The 21,958-nt window shown below is 37.8% G+C and carries 17 protein-coding genes; 3 read left to right on the top strand and 14 right to left on the bottom strand.

The window, feature by feature from the left end; genetic code table 11:
• Positions 1-33: 33 nt before the first annotated feature.
• Together L3Q70_RS04745 and bla are read right to left on the bottom strand one after the other, a co-directional pair.
• Positions 34-2,724 (bottom strand): TonB-dependent receptor, encoded by a 2,691-nt coding sequence (locus L3Q70_RS04745; RefSeq protein WP_237114959.1) that lies wholly within the window; start codon positions 2,722-2,724, stop codon positions 34-36.
• Positions 2,725-2,944: 220 nt separating this feature from the next.
• Entirely contained in the window at positions 2,945-3,703 is a 759-nt protein-coding gene (bla, locus tag L3Q70_RS04740) for a subclass B1 metallo-beta-lactamase (RefSeq protein ID WP_237114958.1), read from the bottom strand.
• 311 nt (positions 3,704-4,014) lie between these two features.
• On the opposite strand from bla, the gene L3Q70_RS04735 reads away from it, so the two are divergent.
• Positions 4,015-4,704, top strand: coding sequence for an alpha/beta fold hydrolase (locus L3Q70_RS04735; protein WP_237114957.1), 690 nt, complete (start codon positions 4,015-4,017; stop codon positions 4,702-4,704).
• Positions 4,705-5,346: 642 nt separating this feature from the next.
• Here the strand turns inward: L3Q70_RS04735 and L3Q70_RS04730 are convergent.
• The 10 genes from L3Q70_RS04730 to L3Q70_RS04685 all read right to left on the bottom strand — a co-directional run bounded on the left by L3Q70_RS04730 (position 5,347) and on the right by L3Q70_RS04685 (position 15,556).
• Positions 5,347-6,494 (bottom strand): IS3 family transposase gene (locus tag L3Q70_RS04730; protein ID WP_237114956.1). Its coding sequence is split into 2 segments (ribosomal slippage): positions 5,347-6,257 and positions 6,257-6,494, totalling 1,149 coding nucleotides; the frame shifts between segments, so codons are not numbered across the junction.
• A 32-nt stretch (positions 6,495-6,526) separates the two neighbouring features.
• Complete coding sequence (locus L3Q70_RS04725; protein WP_237114955.1) at positions 6,527-6,742, bottom strand: DUF1493 family protein; 216 nt, start codon at positions 6,740-6,742, stop codon at positions 6,527-6,529.
• Between the two features lie 66 nt (positions 6,743-6,808).
• Positions 6,809-7,033 (bottom strand): Imm27 family immunity protein, encoded by a 225-nt coding sequence (locus tag L3Q70_RS04720; RefSeq protein ID WP_193988474.1) that lies wholly within the window; start codon positions 7,031-7,033, stop codon positions 6,809-6,811.
• Positions 7,033-7,509, bottom strand: coding sequence for a hypothetical protein (locus L3Q70_RS04715; RefSeq protein ID WP_193988473.1), 477 nt, complete (start codon positions 7,507-7,509; stop codon positions 7,033-7,035). Before L3Q70_RS04715 ends, L3Q70_RS04720 begins: the two co-directional genes overlap by 1 nt.
• Positions 7,510-7,520: 11 nt before the next feature.
• Complete coding sequence (locus L3Q70_RS04710; RefSeq protein WP_193988472.1) at positions 7,521-8,108, bottom strand: hypothetical protein; 588 nt, start codon at positions 8,106-8,108, stop codon at positions 7,521-7,523.
• A 613-nt stretch (positions 8,109-8,721) separates the two neighbouring features.
• On the bottom strand, positions 8,722-10,161 hold the full coding sequence (locus L3Q70_RS04705; protein WP_237114954.1) for a TnsD family Tn7-like transposition protein: 1,440 nt from the start codon (positions 10,159-10,161) through the stop codon (positions 8,722-8,724).
• A 15-nt stretch (positions 10,162-10,176) separates the two neighbouring features.
• Positions 10,177-11,076, bottom strand: a complete 900-nt coding sequence (locus L3Q70_RS04700; protein ID WP_237114953.1) for a TniQ family protein — start codon at positions 11,074-11,076, stop codon at positions 10,177-10,179.
• On the bottom strand, positions 11,073-12,479 hold the full coding sequence (locus L3Q70_RS04695) for an ATP-binding protein (protein WP_237114952.1): 1,407 nt from the start codon (positions 12,477-12,479) through the stop codon (positions 11,073-11,075). Before L3Q70_RS04695 ends, L3Q70_RS04700 begins: the two co-directional genes overlap by 4 nt.
• 4 nt (positions 12,480-12,483) lie before the next feature.
• On the bottom strand, positions 12,484-14,721 hold the full coding sequence (locus L3Q70_RS04690) for a transposase (RefSeq protein WP_237114951.1): 2,238 nt from the start codon (positions 14,719-14,721) through the stop codon (positions 12,484-12,486).
• Complete coding sequence (locus L3Q70_RS04685) at positions 14,714-15,556, bottom strand: TnsA endonuclease N-terminal domain-containing protein (protein ID WP_237114950.1); 843 nt, start codon at positions 15,554-15,556, stop codon at positions 14,714-14,716. The genes L3Q70_RS04690 and L3Q70_RS04685 overlap by 8 nt, the downstream gene beginning before the upstream one ends.
• Before the next feature lie 176 nt (positions 15,557-15,732).
• Between L3Q70_RS04685 and L3Q70_RS04680 the strand changes: the two genes are divergently transcribed.
• Positions 15,733-16,320 (top strand): restriction endonuclease subunit S, encoded by a 588-nt coding sequence (locus L3Q70_RS04680; protein ID WP_237114949.1) that lies wholly within the window; start codon positions 15,733-15,735, stop codon positions 16,318-16,320.
• Positions 16,317-17,690 carry an N-6 DNA methylase gene (locus L3Q70_RS04675; protein WP_237114948.1) on the top strand — a complete coding sequence of 458 codons (1,374 nt, stop codon included), beginning with the start codon at positions 16,317-16,319 and terminating at the stop codon, positions 17,688-17,690. Before L3Q70_RS04680 ends, L3Q70_RS04675 begins: the two co-directional genes overlap by 4 nt.
• Here L3Q70_RS04675 and L3Q70_RS04670 read toward each other — a convergent pair.
• On the bottom strand, positions 17,679-18,581 hold the full coding sequence (locus L3Q70_RS04670) for a hypothetical protein (protein ID WP_237114947.1): 903 nt from the start codon (positions 18,579-18,581) through the stop codon (positions 17,679-17,681). The genes L3Q70_RS04675 and L3Q70_RS04670 overlap by 12 nt on opposite strands.
• Positions 18,582-18,608: 27 nt before the next feature.
• Positions 18,609-21,884, bottom strand: a complete 3,276-nt coding sequence (locus tag L3Q70_RS04665) for a DEAD/DEAH box helicase family protein (RefSeq protein WP_237114946.1) — start codon at positions 21,882-21,884, stop codon at positions 18,609-18,611.
• Between the last annotated feature and the right edge of the window lie 74 nt (positions 21,885-21,958).

Raw genomic sequence — 21,958 nt, 5'->3', positions numbered from 1 at the left:
TGCTAAGCAAAATGAGGGCATCTAGTGGTAGGGTTAAAATGAGAAACCGGCTCTAACACCATAGTATCTTGGCATGCCAAAACTTCCTTTTGGTACACCTTTACTTGTGTTGTTCCAGTATTGAATGGTCTCATCAGAAGCGTTATTAATGAACAGCTCCGCATACCATGTTTGACTTTGCGGCTCATACTTCAAAGAAGCATTATATACCGCGAAGGCATCTCGGCTGTCATCGATATACTTTGTCGCTTCATCAGAAACGGCAAAATCCATATCATCTAAATGCTTATCTAGGTTCCATACCGTTGAATAGGATTTGTCTTTCCAACTTGCGTTAAACCAGCCATGAATAAAGCCATATTCACCTAAATTAAACGTATGCGTATAACTAATATTCGCAGTGTATTTAGGTGTCATTGCTAGATTGTTACCCTTGAGGTTAGTGGCTAACAACGTGTTTTCTGGGTCTTTTGATTCTTCATAAGAGATATCGAATAAATATTCTGAGTCATAGTCCCACTTGGTATTCCAATCTTCCGTAATTTTAGCATCAGTCCAAGTTACGTAACCTGTAATACGACCATTTGGATATGGCTTCCAATCAAACTCGAATTCAATACCTTTAATCGTCGACGCGGGAACGTTCTGCGTGTAATACGCTATAACGGGTTGATTTTGATAATCAAGAAGAGGCTCGCCATTATCATCTAAAATCGGTGTTCCGTTGTCATCTTCCACAACTGATAAGCGTTCAACATTACCAATCGAACCAACTGATGCATACTGCATATCGGTATAGTCTGTGTAGAAAAAAGCAGCTTTTAAGTTCAGCGAGTTATCAAAAAAGCTTGATTTAGCACCTAGCTCCCAAGTCAGTACTTCTTCTGGGTCAAACTTCGTTTCGAATCGTGTAACATCACCGGTTCTATCGTTAACCACTTCGTACACATCACCAATACCACCCGCTTTAAAGCCACTCGCTAAGTATGCATAGAGCATGGTTTCTGATGAAATGTCATAGTCTAAACCAATACGGAAATCATGGTGCTGCCAGCTTCCTTTATTGTCGTTTTCAAAATAAGACGCATATATAGATGGATCTTCATAATAGTCGACTGGAAGGTTATTTAACTCTGTTCTATTTAACCAACCAACAGTACAGCCATCTGCATTTGAGCAACGATAAGTTCTACCGCCTTTATCTTGCTTTGTTTCATCACTAAAACGATAGCCCAAAGTTGCATGCAATTTTTCTGTTAATTTATAAGTTCCTTGGCCAAAGATGGCAAATGCATCCGTTGAGCGATCGGGTTGATCCCAAAATGCTTTATCATCCATCGGGTTATCGTAATAACCCACCGTTGTGGTTTTTTCGTGGAAGTAATTAGCACCTACAATCCATATAAAGTCACCGTACTCATCGGATTGAAGTTGAAGCTCTGTTGAAAACGATTCAGCCCCTGTGCCGTCTAGGAAGTAGGTAGCACCATCCCAAGGATCAAGGCCCACTTCACTGTCTTGTGCTGACTCTCTTTCCATGTCTTCATAACCCATCAACCACACAATATTGTATTCATCATTTAGGTTATAATTTAACGTGTTGCGAAGATATGTGATGTCCAAATCTAATTGTCCAGGAACATTCACAACCGCCTGATAAGTGTTATCACTTGGCAAGAAGTTTGCGCAATCGCCTCCCATTTCAACTGGGCGTCCTCTTAACTTATCACAATTAACTAAATCAAGATTATTGCTGCTGTTGTTTATGTATTTTTGGAAAACCGTATGGTTTGAGAAATTACCATTTAATGGCTCCCAAAGTGTACTGATACGAAATGAATACTCATCGGCATTATTATAAAAATCACTTTTATCGGCAGGTGTTAACGCACGAACTTTTTGTGCTTCAGGGTCTGTACCCGCGCCGTCAATCCACCAGTTTTCTCTTTGAGTAACCGTTTGGCCCACACCTTGATAAGAGTCTTCAGATATTACAGGGGCATTCAATACATCATCAGAGAGCCTGCGAGTATCGTATTGGTTAGGGTCATAGTAGCCTTCTAAGTAGGAGTCACGTTTTAAACCTTTAGCGGCAAAACGGACTGCAAATTCCTCATTAATAGGAATATTAATCATGCCATCAATGTTTTTACTGTTGTACTTACCAGCTTCAACATTGACGTTACCAAAGACGTTTTCAAATTGCGGCTTTGCAGATATAACGTTGATACTACCGACCGTAGAGTTTCGGCCAAATAAAGTCCCTTGCGGACCACGTAATGCTTCAACACGGTCAATATCGTACATAAGTGCAAGCGCACCTTGCATTCTAGGTGAATACACACCGTCTAAATGCACACCAACCGCAGGGTCACCAAGCTCTGTGAGATTGGTAGAGCGTACCCCACGCATTGAAATAACAGGTGCAGACTGGTCTGTTGCTGTTGAAATATCAAGGCTAGGAACAAGGTTAGCAATATCCTTAATATTATTAACCCCATTTTTTTTAAGCTCAGCTTCTGTTAGTGCCGTAATCGCTACGGGAGTTTCCATTAATTTAGTTTTACGTTTTGTTGCCGTAACAGAAATGATCTCTAAGCCACTTTGCGGTTCTTTTGCTGTTTTGCTATCAGTATCCTGCTGATTTTCGTTTTGTGCATATACAGGGAATGAGCAAGCTAAAGCGACAGCAACTGCTAATGCCTTTTTATTTATTGTGTGCATATTCAACCTTTAGATGTGTGTTCAAATTTAAAAGTATTTACTTTAATTTAACAGTATCTGCAGGTTCATTTTTCATTGCTAGTCAAATTCGGCAAGACGAGTTTCAAATAATACAAAGCGAATTTAAGCTGCTTTTGAGTTCAGTGCTAAAAACTTTTAGGCGCAAGCGACCTTAGAATGTGCTGAGTAAATCTAAAGCCGCAATCGTAATAATGACTGGCTATTTTAGACGTTCTGTTATTAACTTTTCCGTATGTGAGAGCAAGTCATACCCGCCAACGCGACCATGACCGGGTACAACAATCGCTGCACTTTTAAATTTCCTTTTTAATTGCTTTGTTATTTTAAGCCAAGAATGTACATCGCCATGTACTACATTACCAACAGACGATGATTGAAGTGCTCGAACAGCGCAGCCACCAAATAAAATTCTTTTATCAGGTAACCATGCCATAACATTGTCCATTGCATGCCCTGCCCCTGGAAAAAATAGCTCAAGTGAGCCAAATTTAACAACTGAGCCCGCTTCTTCAAGTTCACTGATGATATTGTTTGGAACCGCTACCCCTTGCTCTGTCGTTAGCTGAACAGTTAAAGGATGGGCAAAAACCTTGATTCCCTTCGACTCAAGCACATCTACTCCAGCAGCTCTATCGCCATGGGCATGGGTGACAAATGCTTTACTTACTGGCAATTTTATTTCTGAGTTAATAGCCTCAAGTAGCTCTAAGGTGAGTAATTCACCCCACGCTGTATCGATAAGAGTTAAACTATCCCCTTCTTTCACAATTAAGCCATTTGAAGGGAATCGAGTACCATCTGGGTAGGTATAATAAGTTGTATGCAGCCACACACCATCTGCTAATTGTGTGATGCTGATTTGGTTAACACTATTACTATGCGCGAAACCAGCATAACAATTGACGAATAACATTAAAAAGAAAAAAACACTGACGACGCGCCTAACTCCCGTGACCATTCCTGATTGTCCTTATAAAGATACTAAAAATAAATTATACGTAAAACTTTTAAAAAATAGGAATAATAATTATAAAAAACGACTTTCCCTTTTCTAGCCCGCTAGTTTTTGTTGTTAATCTGTGTCTGTCAACTAAAAGGTGATAACCCCTATTAGTGGGGTTTCGCTCTGCTATAACTAAGCTCGTTGCTAACAAAATATAACGTTCTACATTGCACAATACTAAATAGTATTGCTGCACGAAAGTACTATATCCAGCCTTGTTTAAATTTCATACTTTGTAAATCAAATGTTAAACAGGAGAACACACAATGAAACGCCTATTGACGATGATTGCGCTATGCGCAGGTATGAGCACAAGTGCTTTTGCAGCATGTAGAGATAACGTTGTACTGGTACACGGTAATACCGCCTCCCCTTCAAGTTGGAATAACACAATCAACGAATTAAAACGAAAAGGGTATGTCGACAGTGAAATTTTCACTCCAGATTGGGGCTCTAAATCTTGCGCGAGTTGCAACGATCATAACGGCAGTGAAGAAACGCCCGTACGTAACGCCATTCTTACTGCAATCAACCAATCTTGCACAGGTAAAATTGATATTATAAGCCATTCAATGGGTGTCACACTCGCAGCCCAGCAAATTTATAAGCTAGGCATGGCATCAGATGTTGATACCTTTGTTGGTGTTGCAGGTGCCGCGCGCGGCCTGCTTAGTTGTGGTGTTTACCCATATAATGTGTGGAATAACACATGTGGTTACTATGGCTTATCGGTTGGCAGCCCATTATTAAATAGTATTTATGGAGAAGCATTAGGCGACAAAGTGTATTCCATAAAGAGCTACTCTGATCAAATCGTCTGCTCGACTGGCACTTGCTACGTGTACGGCATTCACAGCAGCCGATTATGGAATGAAAATGCCACCTACACCTACGTTCTCGGCCACTTTGGTTTGCAAACCGATACTTATGTAAAACAAGTGAGTTTAATTCAGTAGGTGCGCGTTAGCGAGATTTGGGAAGTCCACTCTATCAAACACCTCTCTCTGGATTTGTGCGCGATCCCTTTTCCCTGTTTTTTCATTTCTTTCTAAAACGAACACATTCTTTCCCTGCTAACTTTACGTTAAATCTAATTTTTCCAGTCTATCAACACTCTTGATCTGATCCAATAGTTATAGACAGGTCTTGCCTTTTGACTTTACTCTAACTTCTTCGCGCGAAATAAATTTCACGCCTACGGTATCGTATTTAGCCGTAACAATGTACAGTCACAATCAACTAAAACCTTATAGCTTAAAGCTCCTTTACTCTTTCCCCTTGTAACTTGCTAACTTTCTCCAACAAAAAAGCCGTTGCATTGCTGCAACGGCTTTTTGGTATTTGAATTTAATTGTCGTACTCGAATAAAGTCTGTAAGTCGGGTGTCTAATTTCTAAGGATTTTTTCAGGCCAAAAATCGAATAGAGTTTGTGAGTGCTTTGATAATTCTACTGAATTTAGCCTAGTCAAATTTAATTAAGTTTGTGAGTAAAAATTTGATGGGTTTGATAGTAATTCAGTCTCCTATTAGCTGTTTCAAAACAAGTAAGATACCTACCGCTCCCAACATATAGAAAAACTGGACTTCCCAGCTTTTACTAGACAGTTTCTAACTCAGAAAAATACGCTTCTTCAAACTTAGCAGGTGAAACACCGCCTGTATGTGAGTGGCGCTTTTTTGGATTGTAAAACATTTCTATAAAATTGAATATCTCAGCTTTCGCATCTTCGCGTGTCGAGTATATCTTACGCTTAATTATTCGCTTTTTAATTGTCGCAAAAAAGCTTTCAGCAGCCGCATTATCATGACAGTTCCCAGCGCGGCTCATTGAAGGCACAAGATTATGTTCTTTCATAAATGCGAGATAATCAGCGCTACCGTATTGACTACCTTGATCACTATGAACCATTACCTCAGCCTTCGGTTGACGTTGGTATACAGCCATCAACAGTGCGTTTATAACAAGGTGCTTATCCATATTTTTATCCATCGACCAACCCACAATACGCCGAGAGAATAAATCCATCACTGTTGCCACATATAAAAAACCTTCATAGGTTCTTATGTAAGTTATGTCGCTTACCCACGATTGATTCGGCGCAGGTGGGTTAAATTGACGCGCTAATAAGTTATCTGCAATCCGTGATGTCTTATCGCCTTTAATATGGCGGCGCTTATACCCAATTTGCGCTTTAAGCTTATGTTGTCGCATGATCTTAGCTACACGATTTACGCTGCATTGCTCACCAGCTTCACGTAAGTCAGCATGTATCCAAGGGCTACCATACGTGCCGCCGCTGGCTACGTAGAATTCTTTGATGAGTTTCAACAAACGATTATCTTCAAGCGCTCTATCGCTTATAGGCTTTTTTAACCATGCATAAAAACCACTACGATGCAGCTTAAAAAGGCGGCACATCGTAGTGATGGAAAACTCATTTTGATGTTCTCGAATGAAGCCGTACTTTACTCTGGGTTGCTGGCAAAGTACCTTGCGGCCTTTTTTAAAATGTCCCGTTCCTCCGTGACTCGTTTCAATTGCGCCTCTAATTTAGCGATCTTTAACTTTTCATCGGATGATTGAACGGATTTAGGTTTATCTGATAACTGGCTCCGCCAGTGATATAACGTTTTAGTACAAATATCTAATCGTTCAGCGACTTCTGCGACTGAATATCCGCGCTCAGTAATTTGTTTAACAGCTGCTTCTTTAAACTCTTGGGTATAACGTTTGCCTTTGCTCATAAAACACCTCTTATTAGAAGTTACAATGTAACTCATTGGGTGTCTAGCAAACTATGGGAAGTCCAAAAATACCAAAGAAATGAATCTACATTGACTGCGTAGAAGTTACCAAATGATTCAACTAAATCAAAAAGGTCATCCCCATATACCCCAAACTCTTCAAACAAATCTGACTTAGGGTGTAGCTGATTAGTTTTTATCCCTGTTTCTTTTTCAATAAACTGGTAGATGTCATTTAATTTGGTCATATCAACAAACCTTTACGACAGCCCTGTAGGTAATGTTCCCTTACTTGCTCTAGTATTTCAATAACATCACTCATGTTCGTCCTTAAATTTCCTAGCATCTTGCTCTGTCACTTGAGTTAACAGCGGTTTCCCACCACCATGCTCGTATGAAGCTGGATAAGTCAAAATCCAATACTCAGCCGTTAACTTATTTGAATACAACTTTTCCCAGCCTGAAGAATCAACCGCTAGCTCGGTTAGGTGTTTATTTATGAAACTATTGATTTCATCTATTCCAACCAATTTCCGCATTAATTTTCCCTATCGCCAAAATAACGCTTAAACAATCTAGGACACAAAAACTGATTAGCGGCATCATCAAACAACCAATTTGAAGAATGTTGTATATGACAGAACACTTGATCAATAAAGTAAGCCATTTCCTTCAAATATACTTTTGATTCTTTGTTTTTAAGCCCCTTAGAAATTCGAACTTGAATTAAGTCTTTGCGTACATTTTCATTCACTCTGAAATAAACTCTAACCCCTTCTTCAGAGTAATAATCGGTGCCAAATGCATCTCCTTCAATTTCCCATTCAGCTTTATGCATTTGCTTTTTAGTTGCCACCCCATTTATAAAACTTTTGGCAACTTTCATGTTTCTACTAAAGCTTTCCCCAGATCTAAAACGAGACAACTTTGCGCAACTTTCTAATAAGTATTTTTTTATTAAGTATTCTTTATTTTTATCTTTTTTAATTACTTCTAATTGTTTTAATACGTTCATATAAAAGGCATCTATTCGATGCGAGTTTGTTGTGTTGTATTGTGTTGTTCTACTTGTTCAGAATTAACTTCTAACCACTTTTGGCATTCATCCAGCAAATAACTAAGAAACTTCTGTTCAGCTTCATCTCTAGGAAGATCTTCATGGCAAATCAGCCTTGAACCGTCACGACAATCCCAAACTTCTCTCAACCAACAAAATACTTGCTCAAGTTTTAGGTTACTACCCAAATATTTGCCATCAGGTAGTTCCGTATCAATCTCATGATGAACATCCCAATATATGAAGTTCACACCTTCCATTAGGTCGATGGTTCTTGATGAAATTCGCTCCATTATATCTTCAGTTACTAACCATGCAGCAGCTACTCTAGTTGGAACATTGACGTCCATTTCTTCCATAGCCTCGAGAAACAACTCTGACGCTTCCGACATGATTGGATCTTTATCCATCTGTAAAAAGTTTATGCTATCTGTGTATATTCCTTGATTGAGCCAAGTATCTGCCAGTGTTACCAAGTCAGTTGAAGAGAGCAAACCTAGCTGAAAATAAGCAATTGCAATATCAGGAGGTAAAGGAAATATATTATTTGCATTCATTTAATTAATATCCATTTAATTAAACCTAGGTGTCTAGTTGCCACGGATAAGTAACTGGACTTCCCATAGTTCACCATTCCGCTCCCATAACTTAGTTCCATCGAGAAGCTTTGACACACAGTCTCTACCTAAAGGTTCTGTAGTAAGTGATGAGTGCATTAGAAATGTTGCTAAATCTTCAGCTTCTTTCTGCTGCTCTAAACTGTAGAATTCCTGCGAACCAGTTGAGGCTCGTATGGATAGCTCCAAAAGAGATTTAATCTTCGACCAATCCCTTGAATGCTCGACATAATTTGGAGCCATAATGCTTTCCTTGACTTAAATAAATAGATTGAAATTCATATGATTTCATATAACTAATAAAATATACATGTATTTGAAACACATAAAAATAAATAATAAGACAACAAAAAAGGCGAACCATTTCTGGTTCGCCTTCTATACTTAGTTAGTTTCCAACTTCAATTGTCGTTATCACAAATTGTGATTAAGTATTTTAAAAATAGACATTTAAAAAATTAACCAACTGATTTTTATATATTTTTTAAAAGCCTATTCTAAGCGAGATAGTATTTAAATTTTAGACATTTTAACTAATTGAAAAATAAGAAAATTATTTCTTGGATTTTCTAGGCCAATAAATGGCTTTTACTCGTTCAGGAAGTAGCTGGTACAACAACTCTTTTTCATGCTTATACAGCCAATAATAGCTCGATTTGACTTTTTTTCTAATATCATTACGAGTAGCGTCTGGGTGTTCATCTATAAAATCCGAGATTCGTTTCGCATGAAACTTTTGCTTTTCAAAATACCAGATGCGCTTTCTTAGCTCTGGAAGCCAAACATGTTTAGTTAAAACTTTCTCAACTGCTCCTACTGACACATTGAACTCATCGGCTATATCCTGTGTTTTTACACCAACAACTAACTTGCGCCAAATGGCTCTCTCAATGAGTTCAGTGATTTTTGATGGCCTTAAATCAATGGCTAAGTTATTCTGCTGAGCTTTTATCTTTATGGTGCTTACTGTTGTTCCTAGAAAAAGGGCAGTAGTTCTTAAACTTTTTCCTTCTGAAATCATTTTTAGCCCTTCGTACCAATTAACACTTTGTAGATGGTGTTGTTGTTCGGTAACTGGAGAGTCTTCTTTAATTTCTTCAATATTTGCACTTTGCTTAAAGTCATCCCAAGAATCAAAAAGTGCAGAGATAAAAACAAAGTGTTTTATTGGTTGATGGTTGCAAGCTGTTCTGTAGAACATACTTTCAGACAGTTTTCCATCCAATGCAGCATCGAAAACCTGAGGGTATGGATAGTCAAATTCAGACATACCATCCAAGTGTTGTATTAAATATTCCTTCAGTTGCTTTTGCTTTATTCTCCCTGATTGAGTTAATAATTCCATCTCACCGAGTCTATTAAAATAAGCTTGGTAAGTATCAACTTTGGACCACTGTGCATCATTATCAAATATCTCGCTTTTTATTAACTTGCATAGCCTTATTTCAAGCAAGGAGGATGGATGAATGCATCCAGATAAAGGCGGCAATTGTGGTGTTTTAGTATTACGTTTAACACTTAGTAAATGTATACCGTGTGTTTCACATGCGGTAACACCCACAAGCTGATGACTTCTGTGCCAGTATGAAGTCCCAAACTGTTGAGCATCTTTTTCGGCACAAAGTGGACAATATTTTAGTAATTGACCGGGAGTTATTCTGTTGGCAACAGCGCCAATGAGGCACTGTAAACTTGAAGTATCGCCTCTCTTAAGCTTTTCACAAATCTCACCGTACATGATTTGATCCATGAATGGTTGAAAATAATGAGCGTTAGTGAAACAAAAAATAAGTTGATCCAAACTCACCCCAGATAGCTCGGATAACTTTTTTAAGTAAGGGGGAAATTCGTTAGCTGGGCGATTGTCCCTGATACCTAATTTTCTTAATGTATCTCTTTTAAAGTCAGCATGGGCTGCAAAAAAATGGAAGCGACAAACCCAGCTATAAACAGTCTCATCTGGAAATGGAGCAGGAAATAGCTGGTTCGTCATTTGAGGTTACGCCTGTTAAGTTGTTAGTTCATCAGGAAAAAGCCAATAACCAAGCAATATCCAGTGTATCGGAGATCTAATTTTGTATGGATTGTTGATCCCTCTATACAAGTTTCCTATTACCTTGGGAGTGCCTTTGTTTGAAGCTCTCGTATAATCGGTAAACAAATAGGCCAGCAATTCCATATTTAACTCACGTTCAAACTTAAGAGTTAATTCATCAGTGTGTTTACTACATTGATGATTCGAAATGCTATCCATGCCCAAAGCAGTCGTAATTCGATTTTTAATTTCAATAAAAGGTAACGAGTTTTCCATCAATTTTTCTTGAACGGAATATAAAAAGTTTTGCCATTTACCTAGCTCTGGTGTTTCCGCCTCTAGCAACTTACACCACTTTTTCACTTGGTGCGGCAGAACCCCTGTTTTCAAATCTACAACTGGATACTTTGCCTTTTCTAACATTGTGTTGTGCTTGTAACACGAATACACGCTTGGGATTTGATGCTGTGTATGCCAATAACTAGTACCAAAACTATCTATATCCTCCTTTCTACATGTCGGACAACTATGCCAACTTCGGTCAAACTGAAATAACGTTTTTTCTCCGTTACTGTGGTGTAAATCAAGAAACCTATTTTTAAGTAGCACTTTATGATCAAGCTCATGAGCAACAGATATTTGCCATAAAGGAAATAAAGTATGCTCTCTTAACAGGCTATCGCTTTGACCAAAACACTGTAAAAAATGGTTAACCGAAGGATGGATAACTTCATAAGCTTTAAATGTTTCAGAGTTTATCTGATTGCTAGTTAAGTAATGCTTAAATTCAGGGTAAGCACGAAATTGTGAATTCCTTACAAACCATGACATATAGTGTTCATTTGGGAAGATATTTAACGAGGCCAAACTCATATTGGCACCCTCAAATATCCATCTTCTTCGATTAAATCAGTTGCTTCTAACTCAGCCTTCTTGAATAGCTTATCCAGAATTTTTTCTTCTGCCTTGGTAGGTTTATATTCAGGCAAGTACTTTTCTACGTGTTCATAAAGAGACTTTGCTTCAGCCTTACTTAAATTTATGTTGTCGCCAATTTTAATAAGCTTTTTAACCAGTTTTTCTACTTCTTTATCAATATATTGACCTGCACTCATCAAATCATCGAATGCGGCAACATTCCCATGCCTCAACGCTATTATTCCTGTTTTCATAATTGAAAAGCGCTTTTCAAACACGATATCTAAAAGGTCCAATGAAAATTTAGCTTCACCACTTCTCAATCCTAAAACATTAGCCTGTTCAATGAGGAAAAATAAACAATGTGGTATCCCTCTCGTCAATTCATAAATTTTCTTTTCATATCTTACTGTTAACTTCTCAAACTCAGGCAAAAGTTGATAACTCCACGCATATTTCACTAATGTATTCCAGTCAGTATCGTCTATTGAATAATTTTTCCAATCGTATGGAATACCTAAACGTCTAGCATTTGAAAACTCGCTGTCAGTAAGTTTATTTGCTTTTGAAGTACCAATTTTTAACGTAGGAACTTTGGCTTCGTTAGTCAGCTTGTCGAAAAACTTAAAAATTAGGTTTTTCTCATTTGCAACGGCGGTACATATATTTTGCATTTCATCAAAAATGATCATCCCAACCAAAAGCGTTGTACAAACTGTTACCAACCCTTTAATACATGTGCTTCTAGTTTTGTCACGATACATTGAGTGATAGCTATCCTCCCCTTCCAACCCTAGAATCCCATCAATTTGCTCAAACAAATCCAGACAAATATCTTTGGTATTAGAATCACCGGGAATATTAACCTTAAGATATACAATCTGAACTCTTTGTTCATTCATTGGACCATCAGAAGGATGGATTAGAACTGGCTCGATTAAACCTAAAACTGAATCAACTAGAGTCGTTTTACCTAAGCCTGAATAACCAGTGAATTTGAGAGATGGTGCGGTAGTGCGAGTCCTTTTATAACTGACTGTCGCAATTTTTTGTTGCCACTTTTTAACATCATCATTTAAAGGGTTTCTGTTTTTATAACCAACCTTAATGGTCAACAGTAAATCACAGTAAACGTCATAATATATGGAAGTAGTACAAACGGAATCCATGATATTTGACGCCATCCCTTCTAAGGTCTCTGTACTAAATTTAGATAAATCTTCAGGTGCATAAGCTTCGTCTTGCACTCTTTCCCAAAAATCATCAGGATTAAGCCTTAACGGCAAACACTCAATAAATGGGTTGCCTATGTAGTCTTGATTGTCCGACGGTGTATATTTTGCAATCTTGTATGCCATATCTTTATCCTCTTCTCCGCTTACTCATTTTTGTTTTGTTAGCAAATAGATTTGCCGTTTTATTCGTTAAACTTTCATTGTTCTGAACTTGCTTCGAAGAAGATTTGTCGTCTATGTCTTTATCCTCATGATAGTTCTGGTTAGTAAACTTATTTAACTGTTCTTGCGATCCTACAATCTCTCTGTCAATTGCCTGTGAACGATTAGATGACACGTCTTGGCTATTTGCCGCATTAACAGTTATTTGGGCTTGCTCTTTTTTTGCATCTTTAACTTTGGCCTTTGCATTTACCACTGTTTTACTCTGCTCTTGATGGTACTGATCCATTTGCACTTCTTTTTCTATCGCTTCTTCGATCTTTTTGTCTTGAATACACTCAGCACTCCACCATTCAAAACTCGCATCATTGGGGTGTAAAACGGCTTCCTGAAAACCAAAGTCAGTAACAATCCATATCCGACTCATTGAATAACGCATAAGCTTACAGTCGTATGTCTTACCTACTTCCTTCTCATATAAGAAGTTCTTCAAGGCCCAGTCGCAGGAGTATTGCAACCCCTGAGATGTTCTGCGCTTTTTAAAGGTTCTGATGTATCGCCCCTGTAGGAATAGACCGTCTCGCTTAACCGTTACTTGAGCACTTTCAAGTAATTGCATAAATAGTTCATCTTCATCCACTGATTGTAAGTCACCAGCCCTATGAACTAAGCCCCAAAGCCATTTTTCATTAGGGATATTCTTTACCCCGTCTTCTTTCATCTCTTTACTTAGAGGCAACGTACTTAGCGGGTAAAATTTATTAAAGCGCGTTATAAAATCGATTAGTATTTGATATAGCTCTCTTATGTTGAGAACAGCGTTGCGTCTGACTCTTCTTGCTAGATAATTCTTTACATACTTTTTACTAATCGCCCCCGGAATTCGCCCAAATAAAAACTCTTCCAAGGTTTTGTGTCTGCGCTCTACTAGCCCTTTTTCCTGTGAATTACCTTCTTTGTTAAACAACACTTCGATATTTGCATCTGCGCTAAAAGCATCAGTTAAAGAAGAAGCAAACTCGGCATTATCTACTATGATCCTTGCAGGCTTGCCCTCAGGCAACCAAGGTTCATTTAGCTTTACACCAATTTCTTTGCAGAATACTTCTTTGTTTCTACAAGATATGAAAATTATTTCTCTTGCAGTGTGAGCCGATGGCTTCGCAAATGTCAGTAACAAACCCACCCACGCCCTAGAGAACATATCAATTACAGAGTAACAAGTAGGCCTACCTAACCTTCTATTTCTGTCAAACTCATCAACAAGCTCTATAGCTAAAGGAGTTTCATCAACCTGATAATCCCCCGGCGCATCACCAAATATTTCGTGAATTTCACCACTCAGTCCTTTAATATTTTTGTTATATTCATCAAAAAGACCTTGTGCTTTCATTACTCGGTGACGATTATCACTGGTCAAACTATATGCATATTCAAGGAACTGAAATTTACCTATAAATAGCTCACCTTTTCTTTCCTCATATTTCAAAAACTCCCCCGTAAACTGGTCATATACGGGGTCACATTGATACTTATTGTGATATTCAGTCCAACATTCGGTGATAGGAATGGGTGAATCACATTCGTAAAATTCTCGGATAATAGACTTGATGTGTTTATTGTCTAGTTCCTCTCTCATCCTGCCGTTACAGACATTCCCCTCTTCACGCTTAGGCCCTGTTTTTTTCGAGTACTTTTTATCCTTACCTTTTCCTGTTCCCGGTTTTCTAAGAAAACAGTTTTTATTACTTCTGCACTTTAAATAACGATAGAGCCACTGATATACTTGATATCTAGTCGTTTGTTTTAAACCATTTTCTTTCGCAAACTCCAGACAATTGTTGACCAAACCTTTTCCATAACTCCCCTTACGTAAAAACAAGTCTAAGTTTTCAACCAACGGTTTGATCACCTCAAATTTTAAATCTCTCTTGGTACGAGCTTTATCATCAAGTGACTCCTCAACTTTTTTCCAATACTCTGTTTTTTCAAAAGATCCCTTTCTAATCGTCCCTTGAATTAGCTCTTCTAACAGCAGTCTATAAGGCATTGCTTTTGGTTTAGTATTGTCACTTAGGCCAATGACAAATACTTTATCTTCCTTGGAATCAATCAAGATAACGATAGAAGCATCTGTTAATTCAGAACCTTGCTCAGGCACAAGCAAATCTTTAACCATTATATTTTGAGTAAGTTCAGTCATGAGCAACCACCTGAATGTCAAAGTCAGACACCAAGTTCTCAAATCTAAGCGGGATATTTAAATTTGCTTTTATCAATTTATGCCAAAGACAATGATTGAATAACGAAACACTTTGATGGTACTCAATCCCCATAGATTCTGAGGTTGCGTTGAGCAAAAAGCTTAGTCGTCTTTCACGAGTATTTCTTAGGTTAATTGAAAATGATTTCAACCAGCGTTTTCGAATTAGCTCTAGCTCAAATGAAATTTTTAAACTCTTGGCAAGCTTCACCAAATTTCTTGCAAAGATCGACTTTTTGTAAGTTGAGCTGTGAATTAAGTGATATTTAATCCCTAACGATTCCCAGAAAGCTCTCTGGATCTTTTCTTTATTTTCTAGATTCTTTTTTTGGCGGTCAGTTAATGATTTAATTTTCTCATCATCTTTAATCGAGTAAACAACTTCATTGCCATCAAATTTTCCACAGTAAAAATCGGATGTCATAACGGCATCTACGTTTGTACCGGGATATTTGGGATGTCTGATCTTCAGCCGCTTAGCAATCGCTATGGATCTTTCAATAGGTAAAAGCGGGTATTGCTCTTTCGACCATAGGATTCGGTCATCAAACATTAAAATATAAGCATACAATCTCTCATTGTTTGAGAGAACACGTTTGTCTTGACCATTATTTTCATAGTCAGGGACTCGGCCTTTACTCCCTTCCGACTTAATATCTCTGGGATCAATAAAGGGGATGTACTTTGAACCTTTTGCGTTAGCCGCTTCCCATTGTTCAATTCTTCTATTGCGTTTTGCAACAGTAATGTTTTTGGTGGATTTTCCTCTTGCCATATTAATTAACCATATAAATGAAAACTGCGTAAAGTTTTCGCCTATTGACACCTCTCACCCCCACAGTGAGTTAATGCAAGATCAATTCTTGATCAATTTTAATGATTTGTCAAATTCTCACTGCAAAAGTGAGTTTATGGTGATAAGATATAGATATTAATCAAAGGTGCGTGTCGATGACTGAAGAAAAATCAATAATAAAAGTTAGGACGGGTTGGACTTTTAGTAAGGCAATAGAAAGCAGTGACAAGGGTGAATATCAAGTCATACAGCTTAGAGATGTTCAAGATCTCTCGCTTGCGGGATTAGACTGGGCGAATATTACTAGAACCAATATCGATTCAACTCGCACAATAAAAACATTGCAAGATAATGAGGTTTTACTCGTTGCCAAAGGACACACTAAAACCGCACTTCTGTTGAAAAACTTACCCGACAATGTTGTAGCTAATCAGCACTTTTTGATTATCACAGTTAATGACACTTCAAAACTATTGCCTGAGTATTTAGAAGTATTTTTAAACAGTACGTCTGTTCAAAATTGGTTTACGATCAATAGCAGCGGCAGCTATCAGAGTACGCTTACCAAAAAAATGCTTCTCGAACTAAAATTGCCAACTGAATTGCCAATTGAACACCAGCAGATGCTAGTTGATTTAGACACCAGTATTAAGAAAGAAAAGCATTTACAAAAGTTACTTATAAAACAAAGAGAACAAGAGCTGGAGAAATTTTCAGAAGCTATCTGGAGTTCACTAAAATGAATAATGATATAATCGAAAGCCTTGTATCTGTAGTCGTTCAGTCCTACAAGTTTGTTGGGTTTGCCAAAAATACAATTCATGAACGCGATCAGTATCTTACTCTTCTTACTTGTGTATTAGTAAAGTCCCCAGACTTTGATAACTTAATAACTGAATGTGAACATAAAAAGTCGAACCAAGATTTTTTGGCAACTGTTAGAAAGTATTCAACCAATAAGGTGCTACCCCCTGCTCTAAAAGTCTTGTTAAATGAACTTGAAGAGTTAACTGACAGTAATTCTCAAAAGCTCGTATTTAGTGAAGTTTTTCAATTGAGAGATAACTCAAACATTCAAAAATTATCGAGGAAAGAAAGAGTCACACTTTACGATAGAGTTCTTCAACGACTTCAAGCAATGAACTTACCAGATCATTTTGCAGCGGACTTTTCATATCAAGCACTGCCTTTTAATTTCGCCAAGTTATATACAAAACTATTGCAACCAAAACCCAAGAGCCGTGTTTATGATCCATACGCAATAGCGGGAGAATCCATAGTTGATTTTGCTCTACAAAACCAGAATTTATCTATAACCACTGAAAGCGTGAATCAATCTTCACGTTATATCAGGCATCAACTACTTATAGCGGGAGTTCCAGAACTAAACACCATGAACTCGTTTGCTCTTGATCCAGCAACTAATGTCAAAAAAGGTGAATTTCATTATGCAATTACGTTGCTTCAGCCAAGCATTTATTCCGAAATAGAAGATATTAGGGGTGATAACAGCAAAGCCCTAAAAGGAAACTATGAAGAAAACCGAATTCCTAAAGCTGTTTTGAAGTCTCGCTTTTGGGAGCACGCGTTAATTCATCACATGCTTTATTCGCTAAATGACTCTGGTAAGGCCGTTATTATCACAGGCAAAGGACCACTAAGCAGGCATTCTGACTTTCATTCTAGAAAACAATTAGTCGATAACAATCAAATTGATGCTATTATTCAACTTCCACCTAAACTGCTTGATGCTCGAACAGTTCCTTTATTCGCTATTATTCTTAATAAGAAAAGGTCTAACTCAAACAAAATTACCTTCATTGACGCTAGAAATTGCTATACCCCAGATGCTGGAATACACACTTTGACATCCATTGATGATATCGCCGCAGCCTATCGAAACCAAAGTAGTCAATCAATAAAACTTGAATTAGTAACACAAGATATAGTTATCAAGAATGGATATTCTCTTAACGTTGATACCTATGTAGCTCATGAGAAACAACATTATGACGATATTGATGTTGACGCTGTGCAGCGGGCGCTGTTGAAACAACAGCGACATACTGATCTGATCATCCGAAAACTAAACTCTACTTTTTCATTTAAGTAAAATTTCAGCTAGTTTTCTTTTCCATTTAGGGTGTTTTCCAAGAGATGCATATCTCATGTCAAACTCCCTCTCCTGCCTAATATGAAATGGCGTGCGTTCTTCAAGGATTTCCTGAGCCTTACGTTTGTTCGACTCTAGCTCAAGCCCATCTGACCATTTAGTTTTATCATATGTCACCGAGTCAGTTGGCAAACTAACGATCCCATTTGCTGACCGATTGATTACCACCCACTCACCACTTTCCATGAATATACGGTCTTTTTCACCACTGTGGAGAAGGCTACTACAATACAGAACGTCTGAGGCATCAAATTCATGATAGATTTGAACATCCGATAAATGACCATATGCTCCATCCTCACAGGAAAAGGAGTTTAATATATCCATTTCAAATTCTATGTCGTTTTTACCTAGTAATTCTGCGCAACTTCTGATTCCCATAATTGTTTGAGCATAGTTGTTGTCTTTAGCTGCAATATGGCGAACAAGTTTTACTTTACTCAAACCCACTTTACTTAATTCAGCTTGAGTATGTTCATAAATCGTTTTTATCTCGCTCACCAACTGTTCAATTGTGTTCGGATCGAGTTGCTTTAAAATCTCATAGATATATTTTTCTTCATTGTATATTCCTCTACGGTAATTCCTATCTTGGCACCACGGTAATCTCCTAAAACCTAGAGCCAATTCCGTTAAGTACGTTAAGAGTTGATATCCGTTATCTTTTCCATAGTTAAAGCCTACTATCGGTCTTTCTTTAGATCGTGAACTACCAGCTCCAATACCAATACAATCCGCTAATATTTGATTTTGAATTACATAACTTTGCTCTTTATGCTTAAACCGATCATAGTGATAACCCCAAATTTTAGACTGTCTTGTCAGTTCCATAAATAATCCTTATTTTGTGTTATCAAGCTATCCAGAGCACCAAACTTGCAGTTCTGCCATAGTTGTCTTTTTAATAAATAGTTCCGTAGTGCCCAGTAACTTCAACATTTCTTCAGTTACTGATGATTTAAGTACGCCGGGCTGCACAATAGTCACCTGAAACTCAACGGGTGTTGTTCTTGATCTATTTTTCAGGTTTTCTAATGCTGCAATGTTACCTTTTAAAAACCTACTGTTTCCTTTCCCTCTCCAAGCAGATTCCCGCTTTTTAATATGCTTATAAACGTAAGGTAATCCAACATGCTTCCAACGGACTGAGCGCTGAGCCTGTCCACATACTTCATATAAATCACTCAAACGCCTTCCGGGGGTTGCTCCGTGCGAATATTTACAGTGATACAAACTTAAAATGATTTTGTCTGGTAGAGATCTAAGGGCAACTAAATCAGCAGCCTCACCACTATCATCGTCATTGATGATGATATCGAATTCATCCTCAATTGTTTTCCAAGTTTGATACTGCACACTGTCTGCTTTTTGACTTGCCCCCATCGATTCATTTGTAATATCTACTGTCCACTTAACGGGAGTTAGATGTTCTCTATCAAACTCACCAATGTTATTTTTTACCTCTACCCAATAGCAATTATATGAAAACGATCCATCTGCGTAATAAATAAATATTGGGTCTTTCAACATTTCTTCCATCAGAGGCATTTCTTCTGAATTGCCAATTTGGATCTTTATTTCATCGCCTTCAATTAACTTATATTCGTAGCCTTTCGGTAAATCTCCATCAATTATCAATTCGTAAACAGAGCAATATAGTTCAGATTGGAAAACTAGTTTTGGATTATTGTTTGATTCGTCCCAATCTACCTTTAAATCAATCTCATACAAATATTGGAATACAGTACCAAAATAGATCCTAACTCCATCCTCAAACCTCTGCTGAAGTTGTTCACCCCACTGAATAGAAATAGGTTTAGAGTTATGAGGCTTTTCTATCTTAGTCGGACGCAAGAAGTCTCGTGTAATGTTCGCTTCATCGGTACTTCCATTAGCTACTTTATCCCAAGCATCTTTTACCCAATCTAACCAATCAGCAATCGTTCCTGCTTGCGGAGACCATACTTTTCCTTTTCTCTCCGAGCATCCCCACAAAACTTTGTCTCCATTCTCATATCCCAAAGCCGCTATGTTACTTAAAGTAGAAGCAGACTTTTCAACTGCACTCAGCCCCTCTGTTACGTTTGGACCGAAAAACTGTGTGAAGCTAATAGCTCCATTCTGTGCAGAGCCAAGATTGGTAACCAAAGGGTATTCAATATTATTGAGAACATTAAATATCTGCTTTCCAGACATAACGAATGATGATTCGCCACAAAGCTTTTCAACTAATTTTTCAACCTTAAAGCTCTTGTAGTCATTAGAATAAACGAACAGCGCATCTCTACCACTATCCCAATGAGCGATTAATATTTTGTAGTTAATGTCATTGATGTCTTTGAAATGCCCCCACTTTACTGCCGTACTTTTGACAGCGAGGAGCACCAATATATTTTCTTCTACTGAGATTGAATGCCAATGTTCATTACAAGCAAAATCTATCTCTTTAAATTTCTCTGGCTGCCAGTTGTCGCAATCGGTTTTAAATAGCATAGCTGAATGAGATGGTCGTAAATTCCAAAGTGATAACTGATCATGTAAATCACCTTCACCTTTTAACGAGTCAACTACTTCCTGTAAGCGGACTTCCCTCTCTATTTGATTTTCCGATAATCGCCTAAGTACTACATCCCAATCAGCACCTAAAGCATAAAGTTTTTGAAGTGCGCCCTCTACACCGGGATCAGCGATGTTAACGACGACCTTTGCAACGTCTAATTTTTCCTTGCTCGACACTCGCGTAAAGCGACCTATAAACTGTAATGTGATAGCAAGACTTTTATGGTGATCATGAATTGCAGCTACTTTTAAATTAGGAAGGTCATAACCTTCCCCAAGCATATCAACACATACTACAAGCTTTGAGGTTTTAGCCTTTAACAAGTCTAAACGTTTGTTTTGTTCTGTTTTTGTCAAGTCAGAGTGAACAAGTATGGGGGTCAATTCGGGAGCAAGGCGTTTATAAAGTTTATATACTTCCTCCGCTCGTGATTTAGTGCGAACCCTAGCCATCATCAAATGATCAAAACCGTCACCAATATCCTTCTTAAGCAAAGCTAAAGCTTTATCAGCAATAGATTCATCCATCTGCTCCTGAAAGTACTCTTCTACAGGTTCTAATTGGACACTTGTAAAATAGCCAGCTTTCTGCGCTTCTCCCATTGTGTAGTTATAAATAATCTTGGCACCAAGGCTTTCAGTATCATTTCGAAATGGCGTAGCTGTAAATTGCAATACACGTTTACCAGCAAACTTTTCTTTAATTTCATTCCATTTTTTAGCTGAGATGTGATGAGCCTCATCGACAAACAAATAATCACAGCCTTCACATAAAGTATCCAAAACACCAGCTTTAGAGAATTTGGAATTAAGAATTTGAGGTGTAGCGATAATGACATTCGAATTTTCTAAAATATTTTTCGCGTCATCGCTAGACTTGATACCATGCTTAATCTTTGTCACTGCTGGATAAAGGGTATCCTTCTCGATGACTCCCAGCTCTTTTAGGCATCCAAGCGTTTTAAACTTTTCACCTATTTGATCCCTGAGTGAATTTGACGGAACCAATACCAATACCTTTCTACACCTATGATAAATAGCTGTAGATAGCATTGTTTCGGTTTTGCCCGTACCTGTTGGCAAAACTACAGTGCTTGGCTCAATGTTACTCTTTGAAAACTCAGCAGAAATTGCATGAAGCGCTCCCACTTGGGGCGTTCTGAGGCCATGTATTTGTAACTCTTGATCTTCTTCTTTGAAACTGAATTTATTAATCCATGACTTAGCGATATCAGCCGTAGTTATTTCTTGCGTAAAATATGCTGGAGATCTTAACCAACTCAACGGCGTATTAGATGAGATAGAGTTAAAATCGGCTGATTTCTTAACCTTTAAAACTGATAAGTCAGGATAGGCACTAACATCACATTTGTTGCTTTTCACCAGCAAAAAACGCTTAAGATAAGTACCTACATTAGTAGTAACAATCAACACACCAGCAGTATCTGTTCTAGCTAGGTCAACCTCAGTTTTGATCTCTGGGTAAAGCAACCTTTCGACTTTATTCCCATCAACTTTGATTTCACTATTCCAAACAGTAGGGATTTTCAAACTAACTTTTTGTATTTCAGGCATTTACTTCACTTCTTTATAATTTGAATATACCTATACAATGCACAGTATGTTCCAAGATTAATTTTAAATATTAT

The organism is Pseudoalteromonas sp. CF6-2, from assembly GCF_021729425.1.
Classification (GTDB): Bacteria; Pseudomonadota; Gammaproteobacteria; order Enterobacterales; family Alteromonadaceae; genus Pseudoalteromonas; species Pseudoalteromonas arabiensis.
This window is presented reverse-complemented; position numbering and strand designations above follow the sequence as displayed.

Coding starts and splice junctions, on each gene's coding strand:
- L3Q70_RS04745 (WP_237114959.1), bottom strand. CDS start 2,724: ATGCACACAATAAATAAAAAGGCATTAGCAGTTGCTGTCGCTTTAGCT.
- bla (WP_237114958.1), bottom strand. CDS start 3,703: ATGGTCACGGGAGTTAGGCGCGTCGTCAGTGTTTTTTTCTTTTTAATG.
- L3Q70_RS04735 (WP_237114957.1), top strand. CDS start 4,015: ATGAAACGCCTATTGACGATGATTGCGCTATGCGCAGGTATGAGCACA.
- L3Q70_RS04725 (WP_237114955.1), bottom strand. CDS start 6,742: ATGACCAAATTAAATGACATCTACCAGTTTATTGAAAAAGAAACAGGG.
- L3Q70_RS04720 (WP_193988474.1), bottom strand. CDS start 7,033: ATGCGGAAATTGGTTGGAATAGATGAAATCAATAGTTTCATAAATAAA.
- L3Q70_RS04715 (WP_193988473.1), bottom strand. CDS start 7,509: ATGAACGTATTAAAACAATTAGAAGTAATTAAAAAAGATAAAAATAAA.
- L3Q70_RS04710 (WP_193988472.1), bottom strand. CDS start 8,108: ATGAATGCAAATAATATATTTCCTTTACCTCCTGATATTGCAATTGCT.
- L3Q70_RS04705 (WP_237114954.1), bottom strand. CDS start 10,161: ATGACGAACCAGCTATTTCCTGCTCCATTTCCAGATGAGACTGTTTAT.
- L3Q70_RS04700 (WP_237114953.1), bottom strand. CDS start 11,076: ATGAGTTTGGCCTCGTTAAATATCTTCCCAAATGAACACTATATGTCA.
- L3Q70_RS04695 (WP_237114952.1), bottom strand. CDS start 12,479: ATGGCATACAAGATTGCAAAATATACACCGTCGGACAATCAAGACTAC.
- L3Q70_RS04690 (WP_237114951.1), bottom strand. CDS start 14,721: ATGACTGAACTTACTCAAAATATAATGGTTAAAGATTTGCTTGTGCCT.
- L3Q70_RS04685 (WP_237114950.1), bottom strand. CDS start 15,556: ATGGCAAGAGGAAAATCCACCAAAAACATTACTGTTGCAAAACGCAAT.
- L3Q70_RS04680 (WP_237114949.1), top strand. CDS start 15,733: ATGACTGAAGAAAAATCAATAATAAAAGTTAGGACGGGTTGGACTTTT.
- L3Q70_RS04675 (WP_237114948.1), top strand. CDS start 16,317: ATGAATAATGATATAATCGAAAGCCTTGTATCTGTAGTCGTTCAGTCC.
- L3Q70_RS04670 (WP_237114947.1), bottom strand. CDS start 18,581: ATGGAACTGACAAGACAGTCTAAAATTTGGGGTTATCACTATGATCGG.
- L3Q70_RS04665 (WP_237114946.1), bottom strand. CDS start 21,884: ATGCCTGAAATACAAAAAGTTAGTTTGAAAATCCCTACTGTTTGGAAT.